Below are 17,348 nucleotides of genomic sequence, written 5' to 3' on the forward strand. Positions count from 1 at the left end.
TGCCTGGACAGCCGTTCCGGCTCGCTCGCTCCGCTCGCGCTCTGTCATGACGTAGTACTACTTCCGCAGCTCGATGACGGTCTTGCCGATGCGGATCGGCGCGCCCAGCGGAACGGGCGTCGGGGTGGTGAGTCGGGTCCGGTCGAGATACGTGCCGTTGGTGGACCCGAGATCCTCGACGATCCACTGGCCGTCACGGTCCGGGTAGATCCTGGCATGCCTGCTGGAGGCGTAGTCGTCGTCCAGGACGATGGTGGAGTCGTGCGCCCGGCCGAGCGTGATGGTCTGCCCCTGCAGCGCGACCGTCGTCCCGGCGAGGATGCCCTCGGAGACGACGAGCTTGCTGGGGGCGCCGCGCCGCTGGCGGCCTCCACCGCTCTGCTGCTGGCGCTGCTGAGGAGGTGCGGCCTGTTGCTGGCGGGCGGCCTGCTGGGGCCGCTCCCGCCGCGAACCGCGCTGTGTGACGCGCGTTCCGAACAGGTCGCTGCGGATGACCTGGACGGCCACGATCACGAACAGCCACAGAACAGCTAGAAAACCTAGCCGCATGACCGTCAGGGTCAGCTCTGACATTGCCCCCGCTTCACCCTTCGGCTTGCCGGTAAACGATGGTGGTTTGACCCACGACGATCCGCGAGCCGTCGCGGAGCGTAGCGCGGGTGGTGTGCTGCCCGTCTACCACGATGCCGTTGGTAGACCCGAGATCCTGGATCGTCGAGGGCGTTCCGGTCCGGATCTCACAGTGCCGACGGGATACGCCGGGGTCGTCGATCCGCACATCGGCGTCGGTGCTGCGTCCCAGCACCAGCGTCGGGCGGGAGATCTGATGGCGATTGCCGTTGATCTCGATCCAGCGCCGCACCTGGGCGCCCGGAAGTGGTCCGGCACCGGGGCCCGGGGGCCTGGTCGGAGCCGGGGACTGGCCACCGGGGCGACCCGCGCCCGGCGGTGGAGCGGCAGGCATGGGAGGCGCGCCGCCGGGAGCTCCTGAGGGGGGCTGCGGGTAGCCGTAACCGCCGGCCGCGCCCGCACCGCCGCCCGCGCCACGGCCGGGGGCCGTCAGGCCGCCGGGGCCCGCCGAGGCGGGCTCGGGCCCCTGGGAGCTGCTGGAGGCGAGTGTGCGGCTGCGCACGCGGTAGAGACCGGTATCGAGGTCCTCGGCCTTCTCCAGGTGGACCTTGATGGGGCCCATGAAGCTGTAGCGCTGCTGCTTCGCGTAGTCGCGCACCATGCTGGAGAGCTCGTCGCCGAGCTGGCCCGAGTACGGACTCAGGCGCTCGAAGTCGGGGGCGCTGAGCTCCACGATGAAGTCATTGGGGACGACGGTCCGCTCGCGGTTCCAGATCGTCGCGTTGTTGTCGCACTCCCGCTGGAGTGCGCCGGCGATCTCGACAGGCTGGACCTCGGACTTGAACACCTTGGCGAAGGTGCCGTTGACCAGACCTTCGAGTCGCTGCTCGAACTTCTTCAGGACTCCCATGGGGCACCTCCTCCGTCGTAGTCATCCTGGTACTGCTTACTGATCGTATCCACGCGCCGGGAAATCGGCTGGTTCCCCCTGTCCGCCCAGTCGACGAGTGTCGCCTCTCACAAGGCATGCCCGCGCCGGCGTCCAAGGATCCTCGCAGGACCCCTGACGGGACCCTGATCTGTGGCCCCGGGAACCCCGTACGGGCAGCTGCTCGGGACGTCTGCTCGAGCCTCCTTTTACAACGGATCGTAGAGGGGGCCCAAAGCCAGTGTCCCGCACCTGGCTGTGGACCTCGGCGAGCGCGGCCGGGGCGGGTGAAGACGTGGCCTGGGTGCGGGGCGCGACTGATTCGGCCCGAGGGGCGGGTGGGACCCGGCCGGGGCCGGGGCGAAGCTTCTGAGGCCAGGTGCCCGCCCCGAACGGATGTGAATCCACCCGCTGCAGCGTGCTAATCTTCTGGATGTCGGCAGGCGCTCGCACCACACAGTGAGAGACCCAAAGACAACACCCATGCGCGGGTGGCGGAATAGGCAGACGCGCTGGATTCAGGTTCCAGTGCCCGCAAGGGCGTGGGGGTTCAACTCCCCCCTCGCGCACCACGAGGAAGCGGTCCTCCTCCGGACGAAAGTCCGGAAGGGGGCCGCTTCTTTTTTGTGCCTTTGAGGCGTATGTCGCGGGCGAATGAGGCCTATGTCGCGGGCGTGGCGTGGTGCGGTGATGTATGTCACCGAAGTTATCCACAGGCCCTCACGGCGTTCGGCGAGCGGCGGTACGGTCGAGGCCGGATCTGGGATTGGCCGACAGCCGGCGGGGGCGATGGGCGTGGTGGAGCTCGACGGGAAGGTTCCCGGGCAGCGGGAGCGGGAGTCGCAGGGGCAGGGGTCGTCGGGGCAGCGTGAGCGGCCGGGGCGGCGGAGTGAGCGGCTGCCGCGAGTGGCGGGCTTCGCCGAGTGGCCCGCGCAAGGGTCGCCGAAGGCAGAGGGCAAGGCGCTCCGCCGGCAGGTGCCCCGCTCCGCGCACGCGGAGTTCGCGGTGGACGGCGGGCGGCCGGACCCCGTGGCCGCCGTGGAGGAGTCCAGTCGCAGCCGGCTCCCCGAGCTCACGCCGATCCGGGTCGGCAGGATGGCCGCCTCGCCCTTAGCGTTCCTGCGGGGCTCCGCGGGACTCATGGCGTACGACCTCGCGCGCACCCCGCTGTCCGGTATCGGCGCGCAGATATGCGGCGACGCGCACGCGGCGAACTTCGGGCTCTACGGGGACGCGCGCGGCGGTCTCGTCATCGACCTGAACGACTTCGACGAGACGGTGCACGGCCCCTGGGAGTGGGACCTCAAGCGGCTGGCCGTCTCCCTGGTGCTCGCGGGACGCGAAGCGGGTGCGGGAGAGGACGACTGCGAGGAGGCGGCGCTGGACGCCGTCGGGGCCTACCGCCGCACGATGCGGCTCCTCGCCAAGCTCCCCGTCCTCGACGCGTGGAACGCCATCGCGGACGAGGAGCTGGTCTCGCACACGGACGCGCGTGATCTCCTCGGCACCTTGGAGCGGGTCTCCGAGAAGGCCCGGCAGAACACGAGCGCCCGCTTCGCGGCGAAGGCGACGGAGCCCGTCGAGGGCAGTGACGGCTCCGAGGGGCGGCGGTTCGTCGACGCTCCGCCCGTACTGCGGCGTGTGCCGGACGCGGAGGCCGCCTCGGTGGCCGCCTCACTCGGGGAGTATCTGGACACGCTGACCGAGGACAGGCTGCCGCTGCTCGCGCGGTACGCGATCCAGGACGTGGCGTTCCGCGTCGTCGGCACGGGCAGTGTCGGGCTCCGCTCGTATGTGGTGCTGCTGCTGGACCACCGGGGCGAGCCGCTGGTGCTGCAGGTCAAGGAGGCGAGGCCTTCCGCCCTGCTGCCGCATCTGCCGGCGGCCGGGTTCAAGGCTCCGGAGACCATGCACGAAGGGCACCGGGTGGTGCTCGGGCAGAAGCGGATGCAGGTCGTGAGCGACTTCTTGCTCGGGTGGACGACGATCGGCGGACTGCCTTTCCAGGTACGGCAGTTCAGGAACCGCAAGGGCAGCGTCGACCCGGCCGCGCTGGCCGCCGACCAGCTGGACGACTACGGCCGTATGACCGGCGCCCTGCTGGCCCGCGCGCACGCGCACAGCGCGGACCCGCGCCTCATAGCGGGGTACTGCGGCAAGAACGAGGAGCTGGACGAGGCGATGGCGCGGTTCGCGACGGCGTACGCGGACCGCACGGAGGCGGATCACGCGCTGCTCGTGAGGGCGGTCAAGGAGGGGCGGCTGGCGGCGGAGACGGGGGTGTGAAGCGGGCGCGCTCAGGGCTGGGCGGTGCGGGTTTCATGGGCGGGGCGCCCCGTGGCCTACGCTGGACGAGTGACGATCCCGGAAGCCGAGCCGACGCAGCCCGAGACTCCTGAGACTCCCCGAGAGGGAGTGCGGCAGGCGGGCCCTGAAGGGCGGCTCAAGGACCAGCTGAAGGCGCGGCTCAAGGAGCGGGCCGAGGCGGGTTCCCGGGAGGGGGCAGCCGGGGAGCAGTCCGCCGCTGAGGAGCAGTCTGCCGCTCAGGAACAGCCGGGCGCTCAAGAGCGTCCTTCTGTGGGGCGGCCCGAGGAGCGGCTCGAGAAGGCTGTGCGCGCTGCCGAGCAGGCGTTGATCGAGTACGAGATCGCGCTGGAGACCTTCCGTGTGGAGGTGGAGAACTTCTCCCGCCTGCACCATCAGAAGCTCGGCCCGATGTACGCCCGGCTCGACGAGCTCGACGCGCAGATCGCCGAGGCCACCGCCGCCCGCACCGGCGACCCCGAGGACCGGCGCAAGGCGGAGGAGGCGCGGGCCCGGGTGATGCCGATGCCCGGCGTCGAGGAGCTGTTCCACGGCTGGATGGACGGCGAGGGGCTCTACCCCGAGGCCGCCTCGATGCTCACCGATCAGTCGGTGCGGCCGCCGCAGCGGGTGCGTCCCGGCGAGGAGGCCCGCAAGCTCTACCGCGAGCTGGCCCGCAAGGCGCATCCGGACCTGGCGCAGGAGGAGGGTGAGCGGCAGCGGCGCGAGGAGTTCATCACGCGCGTCAACGCCGCCTATGCCCGCGGTGACGAGGTGATGCTGCGGGAGCTGTCCGAGGAGTGGGCCGCGGGTCCGGTGCCCGAGGAGCAGCGGCTGACCCGGAGCGAGGAGCTGTACGCCAGGCTCGAATGGCTGGCCCAGCGCAAGGAGCTCCTGTCGGTCCTCGCCAAGGAGCTGGAGGAGAGCGCGATCGGCGGGATGCTGCGGCTCGCTCCCGACGACCCGGACACGCTGCTCGACGAGATCGCCGAGCAGCTGCTCGCCCAGGTCGCCGAGCGCGAGGCCGAGCTGGCGCGACTGCGGGACTGACGGCGCTGCCTGTCGGGTAGCGTCGGGGGCATGGTTTTCGGATCTCAGGTGCCCACGGTCGGCATCGACGACCTCGCGAGCGGTGACTTTCTGCTGGACGTCCGGGAGGACGAGGAATGGCAGGCAGGTCACGCCGCGGGCGCGCTGCACATTCCGATGAGTGAGTTCGTGTCCCGGTACGGCGAGTTGACCGAGGCGGCTCCGCAGGACGGCAAGGTCAACGTGATCTGCCGGTCGGGCGGACGCTCCGCCCAGGTCACCATGTACCTCGGACAGCAGGGCATCGACGCGGTGAACGTCGCGGGCGGCATGGAGGCGTGGGCGGCCGCCGGGCGCCCCGTCGTCGACGACAAGGGCCAGCCGGGCACCGTTGTCTGAGGGACTTCGGTGAGCGAGCCGGGTGCTCAGCCCAGTGCGTGGGCGGCCAGGAGGTCGCCCAGTGCCTCCTCGTGTGCCGCCGCCGGGCCGAGGGAGAGCTCCAGCTGCTTGGCCCAGGCGTGATAGCGGTGCAGGGGGTAGTCCGTGTCGGCGCCGAAGCCGCCGTGCAGGTGCTGGGCCGTCTGCACGACCCTTCGTACGCCGTCCGAGGCCCAGATCTTGGCGACGGCCACGTCTCCCGCCACGGGCAGGGTGCTGTCCGCGCTTGAGCTGACGCGCCAGGCGGCCTGCCAGAGGGTGACCTCCATCGCGCGCAGGTCGATGTAGCGGTCGGCGGCCTGCACGGCCACCGCCTGGAACGTGGCCACGGGATGGCCGAACTGCTCACGCTTGCTGGTGTATTCGCCGGTCATGCGGAGGACGCCCTCGCCGAGGCCGAGGGCGAGCGCGCAGGTCCCGGTGGCAAGCAGGTCACGGAGCCGGTCCCAGGCTCCGTCGGCCTCGATGACGTCGGAGGCGGCGACGCGGGCGGCTTCCAGGTGGAGTTCGCCGAGGCGTTCGCCGCTGGTGGAGATCTGCTCCGCGACGGTCAGGCCCTCGTGGCCGCGGGGGACGAGCGTGAGGACGGTGTGTCCTTCCGGTGTGTGGGCGGGGACGACGACGAGGTCGGCGTTCTGCACCCAGGGCACGCCTGTCTGGAGGCCGTCCAGGACCCAGCTGTCGCCGTCGCGCTGCGCGGTGACGGCCAGCTCGGCCGGGTCGTGTCCGGTGCGGCCGTGGGCGGCGACCGTCAGGACGAGGTCACCACGGGCGGCCGCAGGGAGAATTTTCCGCCTCAACTCGGTCCCGCCATGGGCCTGTACGGCGGACGCGGCGGCGCTGCTCTCCAGGAGCGGCACCCGTGCCAGTACCTTCGCGGACTCGCGCAGGACCAGGCACAGGGCGATGGGGTCCAGGCCCACGCCGCCGTGCTCGGAGTCGATGAGCACGCCCAGGAGATCGGCGTCGGCGAGCCGGGACCACAGAGCGCGGTCGAAGTCCTCCGCGACGGCGCCGGGGGTGCGGGCGGGGCTCTGCACTCCGTCCGGCACGACGTCGGCGAAGAGGGCCTTCGCCGCCTCGACCACGGCCTGCTGTTCCTCGGTGAAGGTGAAGTCCACTGTCCGTCCTCCCGTGCCCCGGCCGACCCTGTATCTGACGGGCCGTCAAGATAGAACAGGTTCTATCGGAAGGGAACAGGCGCGGCGGGGCATCGCGGCGAGGCACTGTGCGACAGCGTGTGCGGGCCTGGGCCGACCCGGTTCACGCCAGGGCAGGCAGGGTCAGCGGTCGAAGTCCAGCTCCACCGTGTCCGTCGCCGGACGGGACTGGCAGGCCAGCACATAACCGGCCTCCGTCTCTTCCGGCTCCAACGCGAAGTTACGGTCCATCCGCACTTCGCCGGAGACACAGAACGCCCGGCATGTGCCGCAGACCCCGCCCTTGCAGGCGTAGGGCGCGTCGGCACGGTTGCGCAGCACCGTTTCGAGGAGGGTTTCGCCTTCCAGCACGGGCCAGGTGCCCGAGCGGCCGTCGAGGGTCGCTGTCATCGTGCTGTGCGCGGGCGCCGGGACCGGGGGTGTGGTGGGTACGCCCGCGTCGTCCACGTGGAAGATCTCTTCGTGTATGCGGCTGCGCGGGACGCCGAGGCCGCGCAGCGTCCGCCCCGCCCCCTGCACCAGTCCGAACGGCCCGCACAGGAACCATCCCTCGATGTCCGACACCGGCAACAGCGCGGGCAGAAGCGTCGACAGCCGCTCCTCGTCGAGCCGTCCGGAACCGAGACCCGCCTGCTGCTCCTCCCGGGAGAGCACGGTCACCAGCTGGAACCGGTCGGGCCAGCGGTCCTTCAGGTCGGCGACCTCTTCGAGGAACATCGTCGAGGCGGCGGTGCGATCGCTGCGTATGAGGCAGAAGTCCGCCTTCGGCTCGCGCTCCAGGAGCGTCGTGACGATCGAGAGCACCGGGGTGATGCCGCTGCCGCCGACGACCGCCGCATAGCGGCCCGGGGCGGGATCGAGGGTGAAGCGGCCGGCCGGGGTCATGACCTCCAGCTCGTCGCCGATGGCGACTTCCTTGAAGGCGTACGTGGAGAAGGCGCCGTCCTCGACGAGGCGCACTCCGACGCGCAGGGCGGCGGGGCCCGCCGGGGACTCGGGGGGCGGGGCGGAGGAGCAGATCGAGTACGTACGCCGGATCTCCGTGCCGTCGACGAAGCGGCGGATGGCGAGGTGCTGGCCGGGCGCGAAGCGGTACTCCTCGCGGAGCGGTGGCGGCACGGCGAATGTCAGCGTCACGGAGTCGTCGGTGAGCCGGTCGACCGCCGCGACCCGGAGCGGGTGGAAGCGGGCCATCACAACTCCTTGAAGTGGTCGAAGGGTTCGCGGCAGGAGACGCAGCGGCGCAGTGCCTTGCAGGCCGTGGAGGAGAAGCGGCTGAGCAGTTCGGTGTCGGTCGAGCCGCAGTGCGGGCAGCGGATCGACAGGCTCAGGGGGACGGGGCCGTCCGCCGTGTGGGAGCGCGGGGGCGCTATGCCGAACTCGGCGAGCTTGCGGCGGCCCTCGGCGCTGATGTCGTCCGTCGACCAGGCGGGGGACAGGACCGTCCGCACCGCGACGTCGACCATGCCCCGGTCGCGCAGCACCTGCTCGATGTCGGCGGACATGGCCTCTATCGCCGGGCAGCCCGTGTACGTGGGGGTCAGCTCGACGGCGACCTTGCCGGGGGCGAGGATCCGGACGCCGCGCACCACGCCCAGCTCGCCCAGCGTCAGCACGGGCAGCTCGGGGTCGGGCACCGAGCCCGCGAGGGCCAGGAGCTCCGCCTCCAGCGCGGTGGGCGCGGTCGTCACCATGACGCCCCCGGGTGGCTGCGGTGCAGGTGCTGCATTTCGGCGAGCATCCGGCCGAACGGCTCGGTGTGCAGGCCCTGCCGGCCGGCGCCCGCCGTCCACGCGCCGGACTGGGGTCCTGCGGGCACGGTCAGGGTCGCCCGCTCGATGACCGCCGTCACCGAGGTGGTCCAGCTGTCCCGCATTGTCTGCCAGTCGGCGTCCAGGCCGGGGACCGGCTGGAACATCTCGCCGGTGAACCGCCACAGCGCGTCGAGACCGCGCTGCATGCGCTCGTGGCTCTCCTGTGTGCCGTCGCCGAGCCGCAGGGTCCACTGCTCGGCATGGTCCTGGTGATAGGCCACTTCCTTGACGGCCTTCGCGGCCAAGGGGGCGAACTCGCCGTCTCCCGCGGCCAACTGGCCGTACAGCAGGGTTTGATAGGTGGAGAAGTAGAGCTGGCGGGCGATGGTGTGCGCGAAGTCGCCGTTCGGCTGTTCGACCAGTTGGAGGTTGCGGAAGGCGCGCTCCTCGCGGAGGTACGCCAACTCGTCCTCGTCGCCGACGGTGGAGAGCAGGATGCGGGCCTGGCCGAGCAGGTCGAGGGCGATGTTCGCCAGGGCGACCTCCTCTTCGAGGACCGGTGCGTGTCCTGCCCACTCCCCCAGACGGTGGGAGAGCACGAGTGCGTCGTCGCCGAGGGCCAGGGGGGGGAGGGGCGCGGCTGCGGTGTCGGCGTTGGCGTCGGCCGCGGTGGGGGCGGGGGTCGGGGTGGCGGTCACAGGTGCTTCACCCCTTCCGGGATCTCGTAGAACGTCGGATGGCGGTAGGGCTTGTCACCGGCCGGTTCGAAGAAGGAGTCCTTCTCATCCGGCGAGGAGGCGGTGATCTCGGTGGACGGCACGACCCAGATGGAGACGCCTTCGCTCCTGCGGGTGTACAGGTCGCGGGCGTTGCGCAGGGCCATCTCGGCGTCCGGCGCGTGCAGGCTGCCCGCGTGGGTGTGGGAGAGGCCGCGACGGGAGCGGACGAACACCTCCCACAGTGGCCAGTCGGTCGAGCTGCTCATGCTGTCGCCTCTCCGTGCTGTGCGGGGTCGCCGGGCGTGCCGGGGGTGTGGTGGGTGGTGCCCTGCTTGCCGGGCGCCTGCTTCTCGGCGTACGCCGCGGCGGCTTGCCTGACCCAGGCGCCTTCTTCGTGTGCGCGCCGGCGCTGGGTGATGCGCTGGTCGTTGCAGGGGCCGTTGCCCTTGAGGACGTCCCAGAACTCGGTCCAGTCGATGGGGCCGAAGTCGTAGTGCCCCCGGGAGTCGTTCCACACGAGGTCCGGGTCGGGGAGTGTCAGGCCGAGCGATTCGGCCTGGGGGACGCAGATGTCCACGAAGCGCTGGCGCAGCTCGTCGTTCGAGTGGCGCTTGATCTTCCACGTCATGGACTGCTCGGAGTGCGAGGACTCGTCGTCGGGCGGGCCGAACATCATCAGGGAGGGCCACCACCAGCGGTTCACCGCGTCCTGCGCCATGTCGTGCTGGGCCTGGGTGCCGCGGCTGAGGGCGAGCAACGACTCGTAACCCTGGCGCTGGTGGAAGGATTCCTCCTTGCAGACGCGGACCATCGCGCGTGCGTACGGACCGTACGAACAGCGGCACAGGGGGACCTGGTTGGTGATCGCGGCGCCGTCCACGAGCCAGCCGATCGCGCCGACGTCCGCCCAGGTCAGCGTGGGGTAGTTGAAGATCGACGAGTACTTCTGGCGGCCGGAGTGCAGTTTGTCGAGCAGCTCGTCGCGGCTGGTGCCGAGGGTTTCGGCCGCGCTGTACAGATACAGGCCGTGGCCGGCCTCGTCCTGCACCTTGGCCATGAGGATCGCCTTGCGCCGCAGGGAGGGGGCGCGCGTGATCCAGTTGGCCTCCGGCTGCATGCCGATGATCTCGGAGTGCGCGTGCTGGGCGATCTGGCGGACCAGGGACGCGCGATAGGCGTCCGGCATCCAGTCGCGTGGCTCGATGCGCTCGTCGGCGGCGACCGCCGCGTCGAAGGCGGCCTGGTGCTCCGCCGTGCGCGCGGTGGAGTCCGCGGCGGGCACGGCCTTGTCCGGCTCCGTCCCCGCCGCCTGGTGTGCGGCTGCTGTCGGCATCTCTCGGCCCCCTCGACCCTGAGCGAACCGCCCGACCGATCGTTCGGTTCGTTGAATTCAATGGTGCGGCCCTCCGCCATAAGGTGTCAACCCTGTGGATAACTTCACGGACGCTGTGCGTGACGGTCGGGCCTGAGTACCGTTCCGGCGGCAGGGTTCGGTGCGGGAACGGGGAACGGGGCGGAATGGACGGGTACGACAAGGGTCCGGGCGGCGAGGCCGCCGGGCCCGGCGAGCCCGAGCCGGAATCGGCCGAGCCCGAGCCGGAATCGGCCGAGCCCGGGATCGCCGGACTCAGGCTCGGGTATCAGATCGCCGCCGCGTGTGCCCTGGTGGTCGTCGCGGTGGCCGCCTGCGTCCACATAGGGATGCTCTTCCTCCACGTCGCACCGTCGAACACGCTCACCAAGCAGCACGGGGACGTGATCGACGAGTGGATCTACCCCGAGTTCGAGCAGAACTGGAAGCTGTTCGCGCCCAACCCGTTGCAGCAGAACGTCGCGGTGCAGGCCCGCGCCGAGCTCCGTACGGCCGAAGGGGGCGTACGGACCACGGACTGGTACGAACTCTCCGCCGAGGACGGCGCCGGCATCGACGGAAGCCTGTTGCCCAGTCACACGCAGCAGAACGAACTCCGACGGGCCTGGGACTTCTATGTGGGCTCGCACGACTCGCAGAATCGTCCCGTCGGCCTGCGGGGCCAGCTCTCCGAGCGCTACATCCGCCGCATCGCGTACATGCGGCTCGACCGGGAGGAGCCGGGCGGCAAGGGCGACGAGATAGCGCGCGTGCAACTGCGCTCGAAGACCACCAACGTGCGGCCGCCGAAGTGGAGCGACGAGAAGGTCTCCCTCAAACCGGCCTACCGGGTGCTCCCCTGGTGGTCGGTGAAGCCCGATGATCTTCCGCTCGCCGACGCCCCTCAGCCCGCCGATGAGCGGGACCGCGTGCGTGCGCATGCGGAGGGGATGAACCGGTGATCCGCTTCGAACGCCCACCGACCGTGAGCCACGGCAAGACGCTGGGCCGCAGCAAGACGCTGGGCATCGACAAGGTGACCGGGTTCGCCCTCGGTCCGTACCAGACCGCTGTGATCCGCATCGGGTTCGCCGCCACCTGGCTGTTCTTCCTGCTGCGCGAACTCCCCCACCGTCATGAGCTGTACGGGCCCGACGGCCCCTGGAGCTGGGACATGGCGCAGCAGCTCATCGCGAGCAACGGCGCCTTCACCGCCCTGATGTGGTCGGGCGGGCAGGTCTGGTTCGAGATCGTCTACGCGCTGGCGGTCGTCGGCAGCGCCCTGCTGCTGCTCGGCTGGCACACGCGCGCGATGTCCGTGCTCTTCATGGTCGGCGTCCTGTCGCTGCAGAACCGCAGCATCTTCATGGGGGACGGCGGCGACAACGTCATCCACCTGATGGCCACCTACTTGGTCTTCACCCGGTGCGGCCAGGTCTGGTCGCTGGACGCGCGGCGTGCGGCACGCGTACGTGCACGCGCGCGCGTGGCGGCCGCGGAGGACGCGGAGGACGCGACCGTGCCGGTCGACCGGGTGGGGGCCGCTCTGTGGTGGGTCTTCGGGCTCGGGCTGTCGACCGTGACGTTCATGGGGGAGCTCAGCGGCGGGTGGCTGCTGTTCTTCTGGGGGATGTGGCTGGTGCACGGCCTGTGGTGGGCCGTGGGGCAGCGGGCTCCGCGGAGCGAGCTGCGCAAGCTCCTCGACGTCGTGGCGAATCTGGCCCACAACGCGGGGCTTCTGGTGATCATGGTCGAGGCCTGTCTGATCTATGCGACGGCCGGCTGGTACAAGATCCAGGGCAGCCGCTGGCAGGACGGCACGGCCGTCTACTACCCGCTGAACCTCGACTACTTCTCCCCGTGGCCCGCCCTCTCCGAAGTGCTCTCCTCCAGCGGCATCATGGTGCTGCTGGTGACGTACGGGACGGTCGCCGTGCAGGTGGCCTTCCCCTTCACCCTCTTCAACCGCCGGGTCAAGAACGTCCTGCTGGCGGTCATGATCGTCGAACACGCGGTGATCGCGGTCGTCCTGGGGCTGCCGTTCTTCTCGCTCGCGATGATCGCGGCCGACGCGGTGTTCCTGCCGACGTCGTTCCTGCGGCGGCTGGGCGGTTGGGCGGCACGCGCGCGTGGAGGGGTGGTTTCCCGTCTGCGGGCTGTCAGGTCTGTCGGATCCGGCAGGTCTCTCAAGGATGCCGTGCCGGATCCGCGCTCCCAGGGCGGGAAGCGGGGCGAGGAGCCCACCGAGCACGCGCGCGTAGGCTTCACTCCATGAACAGGACGGATGGGGTGGACCCCGACGGCGCCGTACGCGCTTGGCATGGGCTCGCCGACAACTCCGTGTTGCTCGACGGTTTCCACGCGATCAAGCATGCGCTGCGCTTCGGCGCGCGCGTACCGGTCGCGCTGACCAGTGACCGGACCGCCGTCCTGGCGCTCGCCGACGAGCTGGCGCCGGACGTGAAGGACGCGCTCGACGCGCTCCTTGCGCAGGTCCCGGACGAGCGGCTGCGCGCCCTCGTGCCGCGGCTGCATCCCACGGCGGTGGCCGCCCTGGCGGTGCGCCCCTCCCGGGCGGAGAACCTCGAAACACTGGGGCGTACGCCCAGGCCGACGCCGGTCGTCGTGCTCGACGACCCGCGCAATCTGGGCAACGCGGGCGCAGTGATCCGGCTCGCCGCGGGGTTCGGGGCGACCGGCGTCGTCACGACCGGCACGCTCGACCCCTGGCACCCCACGGTCGTGCGGGGCGGTGCGGGTCTGCACTTCGCGACCGCCGTGGAGCGCGTGGACGTGGCCGAGCTGCCGCCGGGCCCGGTGTTCGCGCTCGACGCGGAGGGCGTGGACATCAGGGGGCTGAAGCTTCCGGACGACGCCGTGCTCGCCTTCGGGTCCGAGCGCAGCGGCCTGTCGGCCGCACTGCGGGAGCGCGCGGATCAGCTGGTGTCCCTGCCGATGCGCCCCCAGGTCTCCAGCTACAACCTGGCGACGAGCGTCGGCATGGCGCTCTTCCACTGGTCGGCGGGCAGGCCTCCTGGGCCGGAGGCCTGAACCCGCCACGCGTCAGAGCTCACGCGTCACGCGCTCACGCATCGCATGCCATGCGTCACGCGTCCTTGCGGATCTCCACCACCCGGAAGCGGTTGGCGACGAACGCGCCGTCGCACAGCGTGGCGTTCGCCGCGGGGTTGCCGCCCGAGCCGTGGAAGTCCGAGAACGCCGCTGTCTGGTTCACATAGACGCCGCCCGTGAGGTTCAGGGACAGCTGGGCGCACTCTTCGAGGCAGGTCTCCTCCACGGCGGCGGAGATCTCCTCCGACGTCGTGTACGCCCCGACGGTCATCGCTCCCTTGTCGCGCACCGTGCGGCGCAGCAGCTCCACCGCGTCCGTCGCGGAGTCGACGGCGACCGCGAAGGAGACCGGTCCGAAGCACTCGCTCAGGTAGGCAGCCTCGGCGTCCGGCTTGGCGCCGTCCAGCTTGACGATCACGGGCGTACGCACCACGGCGTCCGGGAACTCGGGGTTGACGATCTCCCGTGAGGGGAGAGCGACCTCGCCGAGGCCTGCGGCTGCTTCCAGGCGCGCCTTCACGTCGGGGTTGACCAGCGCGCCGAGGACGCCGTTCGCCCGGGCGTCGTCGCCGAGGAGGCCGGTCACCGAGGAGGCGATGTCCGCCACCACGTCGTCGTACGACTTGGGGCCGGCGTCCGTCTCGATGCCGTCGCGCGGGATGAGCAGGTTCTGCGGGGTGGTGCACATCTGGCCGCTGTACAGGGACAGGGAGAAGGCGAGGTTGGCCAGCATTCCCTTGTAGTTGTCGGTCGACTCGACGACGACCGTGTTGACCCCGGCCTTTTCCGTGTAGACCTGCGCCTGGCGGGCGTTGGCCTCCAGCCAGTCGCCGAACGACGTCGATCCCGTGTAGTCGATGATCTTGATTTCGGGGCGCACGGCGAGTGTCTTGGCGATGCCCTCACCGGGTCGCTCGACGGCCAGACAGACGAGGTTCGGGTCGAAGCCCGACTCGGCGAGGACCTCGCGGGCGATCCGCACGGTGAGCGCCAGGGGCAGCACCGCGCGCGGGTGGGGCTTGACCAGGACGGGGTTGCCGGTGGCGAGCGAGGCGAAGAGGCCCGGATAGCCGTTCCACGTCGGGAAGGTGTTGCAGCCGATCATGAGCGAGATGCCGCGGGCGACGGGCGTGAACCGCTTGTTCAGCGCGATCGGGTCGCGCTTGCCCTGGGGCTTGGTCCACTCGGCGGCGTCGGGGGTGCGGGTCTGCTCGACGTACGCATAAGCGACTGCTTCGAGGCCGCGGTCCTGGGCGTGCGGGCCGCCCGCCTGGAAGGCCATCATGAAGGCCTGGCCGCTGGTGTGCATGACCGCGTGCGCGAACTCGTGCGTACGGGCGCTGATGCGCGACAGGATCTCCAGGCAGACCATCGCGCGCACTTCCGCGCCCGCGTCGCGCCAGGCGCGCATTCCGGCACGCATGGCGGGGAGCAGGGTGTCGATGTCCGGGTGGGGATAGGTGATCCCCAACTCCGGGCCGTACGGAGAGACTTCCCCGCCCACCCAGTCGTCCGTGCCGGGCTGGTCGAGGTCGAAGCGGGTGCCCTGGAGGGCGTCGAAGGCGGCCTTTCCTTCGGGGAGGCTCAGGCTGCCGTCCCCGTACGCCTTCGGGTGCTCGGGGTGGGGGGACCAGTACGCACGCGTGCGGATGGTCTCCAGCGCCTGGTCGAGGGTGGGCCGGTGCTTGGCGATCAGCTGGTGCGCGGTGACTTCGGCGGCCATGACGGGACCAACTCCTCCTCGGGCAGCTCTTCGTCGAGCTGGCGAGCTGGGCAGGGACGGTGGGCAGGAACGCTCTGACAGAGCTAGAGTAACCGAACGATCGGTCGGGACAAGGGGGTCCGCCGAACCTGTGGACAACTTCTTCGCGGCCACCCCCGAACCCTGCGGCCGACGGGCCGTGCGGGAGGATCGCGAGCATGACAGCACTCGAGCTCAGCAGCGCCGTTGCCGTGGTCGGTACCGGAACCATGGGGCAGGGCATCGCTCAGGTCGCCCTGGTCGCGGGCCACCCCGTGCGGCTGTACGACGCCGTGCCCGACCGCGCTCAGGCGGCTGCCGAGGCGATCGGGGCCCGTCTGGACCGGCTCGTCGAGAAGGGCCGGCTCACGGCCGAGGACCGTGCCGCGGCCGGTGCCAGGCTCGTTCCCGCCGAGAGCCTCGCGGAGCTCGCCGACTGCGGCCTCGTCGTCGAGGCGGTCCTGGAGCAACTGGACGTCAAGCAGCGGCTCTTCCAAGACCTCGAGGACGTCGTCGCCGAGGGCTGTCTGCTGGCCACCAACACCTCGTCCCTCTCCGTGACCGCCATCGCGGGCGCCCTGCGCGCACCGGGCCGCTTCGTCGGCCTGCACTTCTTCAACCCGGCGCCCCTGCTGCCCCTCGTCGAGGTCGTCAGCGGCTTCGCGACGGACGAGTCGGCGGCCACGCGCGCGTACGAGACCGCGAAGGCCTGGGGCAAGACCCCGGTGCGCTGCGCGGACACCCCCGGCTTCATCGTCAACCGCATCGCGCGGCCCTTCTACGCCGAGGCGCTGCGCCTGTACGAGGAGCGGGTCGCCGACCCGGCCACGATCGACGCCGTCCTGCGCGAGTGCGGCGGCTTCAAGATGGGGCCCTTCGAGCTCACCGACCTCATCGGCCAGGACGTCAACGAAGCCGTCACGCGCTCCGTGTGGGAGGCCTTCCACACGGACCCCAAGTTCACGCCTTCGCTGGCGCAGCGCCGCCTTGTCGAGTCGCGCCGTCTCGGGCGGAAGTCCGGGCAGGGCTGGTACGCGTACGGAGACGACGCCCCGCGCGTGGAACCGCACACCGCGCCGCCGGAGAAGGCCCCGGCGTCTGTCGCCGTGCACGGTGATCTGTTCCCGGCGGACGCGCTGATCGACCTGATGGGGGCGGCGGGCGTACGGGTCGGCCGCGGCAAGGGTGTGCCGAGCTACCCAGGGTTCATCGAGCTCCCTGACGGCACACGGCTGGCCCTCGCCGACGGTACGGCCGCCGACGTCGCGGCGGAGCCCACGATCCACTTCGACCTCGCCCTGGACTACCGCACCGCGACGAGGATCGCCCTCGCCCCGTCGAGCAGGGTGAGCGAGCGATCTCTGAAGGAGGCGATCGGCCTCTTCCAGGCGCTCGGCAAGAAGGTCAGCGTCATCGGGCACACCCCGGGGATGATCGTGGCCCGCACAGTGTGGATGCTCGTCGACTTCGCCCTCGACGCCGTCGGGCGCGAGGTGGCGGACGCCGAGGACATCGACACCGCCATGCGCCTCGGCGTCAACTACCCGCTCGGACCCATCGAATGGGGCGGCCGCCTCACCACGTACCGCGTGGCCGAGGCGCTCGACGCCCTGCACGACGAGTACCCCACCGGGCGTTACGCGCCCTCCCAGGCACTGCGGCGCCAGGCCGTGCGAGAGGAGTACTCATGACCACCGTCCGGCGGGACACGTACACCCCGGAGACGCTGCTGAGCGTGGCCGTCCGGGTCTTCAACGAACGCGGCTACGACGGCACCTCCATGGAGCACCTCTCCAAGGCGGCCGGCATCTCCAAGTCGTCGATCTACCACCACGTGGCGGGCAAGGAGGAGCTGCTGCGCCGTGCGGTGAGCCGGGCCCTCGACGGGCTCTTCGGCATCCTCGCCGAGGAGCACGCGCGCGTGGGCAGTGCGGTGGAGCGCCTGGAGTACGTCACGCGCCGCACCGTGGAGGTGCTGGTCGCCGAGCTGCCCTATGTGACGCTGCTGCTGCGGGTGCGCGGCAACACGGACACCGAGCGGTGGGCCATGGAGCGGCGCAGGGAGTTCGACCAGCAGGTGGCCGAGCTGCTCAAGGAGGCCGCCGCGGACGGTGACCTGCGCTCCGACGGCGACCTGCGGCTGGCCACCAGGCTGCTCTTCGGAATGATCAACTCCATCGTGGAGTGGTACCGGCCGGAGAGCCGGGGCGCCGCCAATGGCGAGCAGATCGCCGACGCGGTGGTGCAGTTGGCGTTCGCGGGGCTGCGCGCCGACCGCTGAG

Annotated in this window: 17 protein-coding genes and 1 tRNA gene; 9 read left to right on the top strand and 9 right to left on the bottom strand. The window is 70.8% G+C overall.

From position 1 onward, the window contains the following. Positions 1-57: 57 nt before the first annotated feature. Together ACZ56E_RS27820 and ACZ56E_RS27825 are read right to left on the bottom strand one after the other, a co-directional pair. A complete protein-coding gene (locus ACZ56E_RS27820) occupies positions 58-573 on the bottom strand; it encodes an FHA domain-containing protein FhaB/FipA (RefSeq protein ID WP_362988186.1) in 516 nt (171 codons plus the stop codon). Between the two features lie 10 nt (positions 574-583). Next, positions 584-1,480, bottom strand: a complete 897-nt coding sequence (locus ACZ56E_RS27825) for an FhaA domain-containing protein (RefSeq protein ID WP_471218291.1) — start codon at positions 1,478-1,480, stop codon at positions 584-586. A 503-nt stretch (positions 1,481-1,983) separates the two neighbouring features. On the opposite strand from ACZ56E_RS27825, the gene ACZ56E_RS27830 reads away from it, so the two are divergent. From ACZ56E_RS27830 to ACZ56E_RS27845, 4 genes are all read left to right on the top strand, one after another. Continuing rightward, positions 1,984-2,070 (top strand) — tRNA-Leu (locus ACZ56E_RS27830). Positions 2,071-2,287: 217 nt separating this feature from the next. Beyond that, positions 2,288-3,784: a DUF2252 domain-containing protein gene (locus ACZ56E_RS27835; protein WP_471218293.1), complete on the top strand. Its 1,497-nt coding sequence runs from the start codon at positions 2,288-2,290 to the stop codon at positions 3,782-3,784. A gap of 69 nt (positions 3,785-3,853) precedes the next feature. Next, complete coding sequence (locus tag ACZ56E_RS27840) at positions 3,854-4,852, top strand: hypothetical protein (RefSeq protein WP_471218294.1); 999 nt, start codon at positions 3,854-3,856, stop codon at positions 4,850-4,852. Positions 4,853-4,900: 48 nt separating this feature from the next. Further along, positions 4,901-5,230 carry a rhodanese-like domain-containing protein gene (locus tag ACZ56E_RS27845; RefSeq protein ID WP_471218403.1) on the top strand — a complete coding sequence of 110 codons (330 nt, stop codon included), beginning with the start codon at positions 4,901-4,903 and terminating at the stop codon, positions 5,228-5,230. Positions 5,231-5,256: 26 nt separating this feature from the next. Here ACZ56E_RS27845 and ACZ56E_RS27850 read toward each other — a convergent pair whose 3' ends face one another. From ACZ56E_RS27850 to paaA, 6 genes are all read right to left on the bottom strand, one after another. Beyond that, positions 5,257-6,390 carry an acyl-CoA dehydrogenase family protein gene (locus tag ACZ56E_RS27850; protein ID WP_471218295.1) on the bottom strand — a complete coding sequence of 378 codons (1,134 nt, stop codon included), beginning with the start codon at positions 6,388-6,390 and terminating at the stop codon, positions 5,257-5,259. A 162-nt stretch (positions 6,391-6,552) separates the two neighbouring features. Further along, positions 6,553-7,623: a 2Fe-2S iron-sulfur cluster-binding protein gene (locus ACZ56E_RS27855; protein WP_471218297.1), complete on the bottom strand. Its 1,071-nt coding sequence runs from the start codon at positions 7,621-7,623 to the stop codon at positions 6,553-6,555. Beyond that, positions 7,623-8,123: a 1,2-phenylacetyl-CoA epoxidase subunit PaaD gene (gene paaD, locus ACZ56E_RS27860; protein ID WP_471218298.1), complete on the bottom strand. Its 501-nt coding sequence runs from the start codon at positions 8,121-8,123 to the stop codon at positions 7,623-7,625. Before paaD ends, ACZ56E_RS27855 begins: the two co-directional genes overlap by 1 nt. Then, entirely contained in the window at positions 8,117-8,806 is a 690-nt protein-coding gene (gene paaC, locus ACZ56E_RS27865; RefSeq protein ID WP_471218405.1) for a 1,2-phenylacetyl-CoA epoxidase subunit PaaC, read from the bottom strand. Before paaC ends, paaD begins: the two co-directional genes overlap by 7 nt. A 71-nt stretch (positions 8,807-8,877) precedes the next feature. Beyond that, positions 8,878-9,168 carry a 1,2-phenylacetyl-CoA epoxidase subunit PaaB gene (gene paaB / locus ACZ56E_RS27870; RefSeq protein ID WP_030972485.1) on the bottom strand — a complete coding sequence of 97 codons (291 nt, stop codon included), beginning with the start codon at positions 9,166-9,168 and terminating at the stop codon, positions 8,878-8,880. Further along, positions 9,165-10,235 (bottom strand): 1,2-phenylacetyl-CoA epoxidase subunit PaaA, encoded by a 1,071-nt coding sequence (gene paaA, locus ACZ56E_RS27875; RefSeq protein ID WP_471218299.1) that lies wholly within the window; start codon positions 10,233-10,235, stop codon positions 9,165-9,167. The genes paaB and paaA overlap by 4 nt, the downstream gene beginning before the upstream one ends. 185 nt (positions 10,236-10,420) lie before the next feature. Between paaA and ACZ56E_RS27880 the strand changes: the two genes are divergently transcribed. The 3 genes from ACZ56E_RS27880 to ACZ56E_RS27890 are packed head-to-tail and all read left to right on the top strand — an operon-like array spanning position 10,421 to position 13,304. Then, on the top strand, positions 10,421-11,215 hold the full coding sequence (locus ACZ56E_RS27880; protein WP_471218301.1) for a DUF5819 family protein: 795 nt from the start codon (positions 10,421-10,423) through the stop codon (positions 11,213-11,215). Positions 11,216-11,256: 41 nt separating this feature from the next. After that, on the top strand, positions 11,257-12,528 hold the full coding sequence (locus ACZ56E_RS27885; protein WP_471218407.1) for an HTTM domain-containing protein: 1,272 nt from the start codon (positions 11,257-11,259) through the stop codon (positions 12,526-12,528). Beyond that, entirely contained in the window at positions 12,525-13,304 is a 780-nt protein-coding gene (locus tag ACZ56E_RS27890; RefSeq protein WP_471218303.1) for a TrmH family RNA methyltransferase, read from the top strand. Before ACZ56E_RS27885 ends, ACZ56E_RS27890 begins: the two co-directional genes overlap by 4 nt. A gap of 55 nt (positions 13,305-13,359) precedes the next feature. On the opposite strand, the gene paaN is transcribed toward ACZ56E_RS27890, so the two are convergent. After that, positions 13,360-15,048, bottom strand: a complete 1,689-nt coding sequence (gene paaN, locus ACZ56E_RS27895; protein WP_471218304.1) for a phenylacetic acid degradation protein PaaN — start codon at positions 15,046-15,048, stop codon at positions 13,360-13,362. 197 nt (positions 15,049-15,245) lie between these two features. Between paaN and ACZ56E_RS27900 the strand changes: the two genes are divergently transcribed. Continuing rightward, positions 15,246-16,757: a 3-hydroxyacyl-CoA dehydrogenase gene (locus ACZ56E_RS27900; RefSeq protein ID WP_471218306.1), complete on the top strand. Its 1,512-nt coding sequence runs from the start codon at positions 15,246-15,248 to the stop codon at positions 16,755-16,757. Beyond that, positions 16,754-17,347, top strand: a complete 594-nt coding sequence (locus ACZ56E_RS27905) for a TetR/AcrR family transcriptional regulator (protein ID WP_468607353.1) — start codon at positions 16,754-16,756, stop codon at positions 17,345-17,347. Before ACZ56E_RS27900 ends, ACZ56E_RS27905 begins: the two co-directional genes overlap by 4 nt. Position 17,348: the final 1 nt, after the last annotated feature.

The sequence above is a fragment of the Streptomyces sp. NPDC039480 genome (assembly GCF_055597165.1).

Bases quoted from the DNA above. Each gene is read 5' to 3' on its own strand.
- ACZ56E_RS27820 (WP_362988186.1), bottom strand. From the start codon at position 573: ATGTCAGAGCTGACCCTGACGGTCATGCGGCTAGGTTTTCTAGCTGTT.
- ACZ56E_RS27825 (WP_471218291.1), bottom strand. From the start codon at position 1,480: ATGGGAGTCCTGAAGAAGTTCGAGCAGCGACTCGAAGGTCTGGTCAAC.
- ACZ56E_RS27835 (WP_471218293.1), top strand. From the start codon at position 2,288: ATGGGCGTGGTGGAGCTCGACGGGAAGGTTCCCGGGCAGCGGGAGCGG.
- ACZ56E_RS27855 (WP_471218297.1), bottom strand. From the start codon at position 7,623: ATGGCCCGCTTCCACCCGCTCCGGGTCGCGGCGGTCGACCGGCTCACC.
- paaD (WP_471218298.1), bottom strand. From the start codon at position 8,123: ATGGTGACGACCGCGCCCACCGCGCTGGAGGCGGAGCTCCTGGCCCTC.
- paaB (WP_030972485.1), bottom strand. From the start codon at position 9,168: ATGAGCAGCTCGACCGACTGGCCACTGTGGGAGGTGTTCGTCCGCTCC.
- paaA (WP_471218299.1), bottom strand. From the start codon at position 10,235: ATGCCGACAGCAGCCGCACACCAGGCGGCGGGGACGGAGCCGGACAAG.
- ACZ56E_RS27880 (WP_471218301.1), top strand. From the start codon at position 10,421: ATGGACGGGTACGACAAGGGTCCGGGCGGCGAGGCCGCCGGGCCCGGC.
- ACZ56E_RS27890 (WP_471218303.1), top strand. From the start codon at position 12,525: ATGAACAGGACGGATGGGGTGGACCCCGACGGCGCCGTACGCGCTTGG.
- paaN (WP_471218304.1), bottom strand. From the start codon at position 15,048: ATGGCCGCCGAAGTCACCGCGCACCAGCTGATCGCCAAGCACCGGCCC.
- ACZ56E_RS27900 (WP_471218306.1), top strand. From the start codon at position 15,246: ATGACAGCACTCGAGCTCAGCAGCGCCGTTGCCGTGGTCGGTACCGGA.
- ACZ56E_RS27905 (WP_468607353.1), top strand. From the start codon at position 16,754: ATGACCACCGTCCGGCGGGACACGTACACCCCGGAGACGCTGCTGAGC.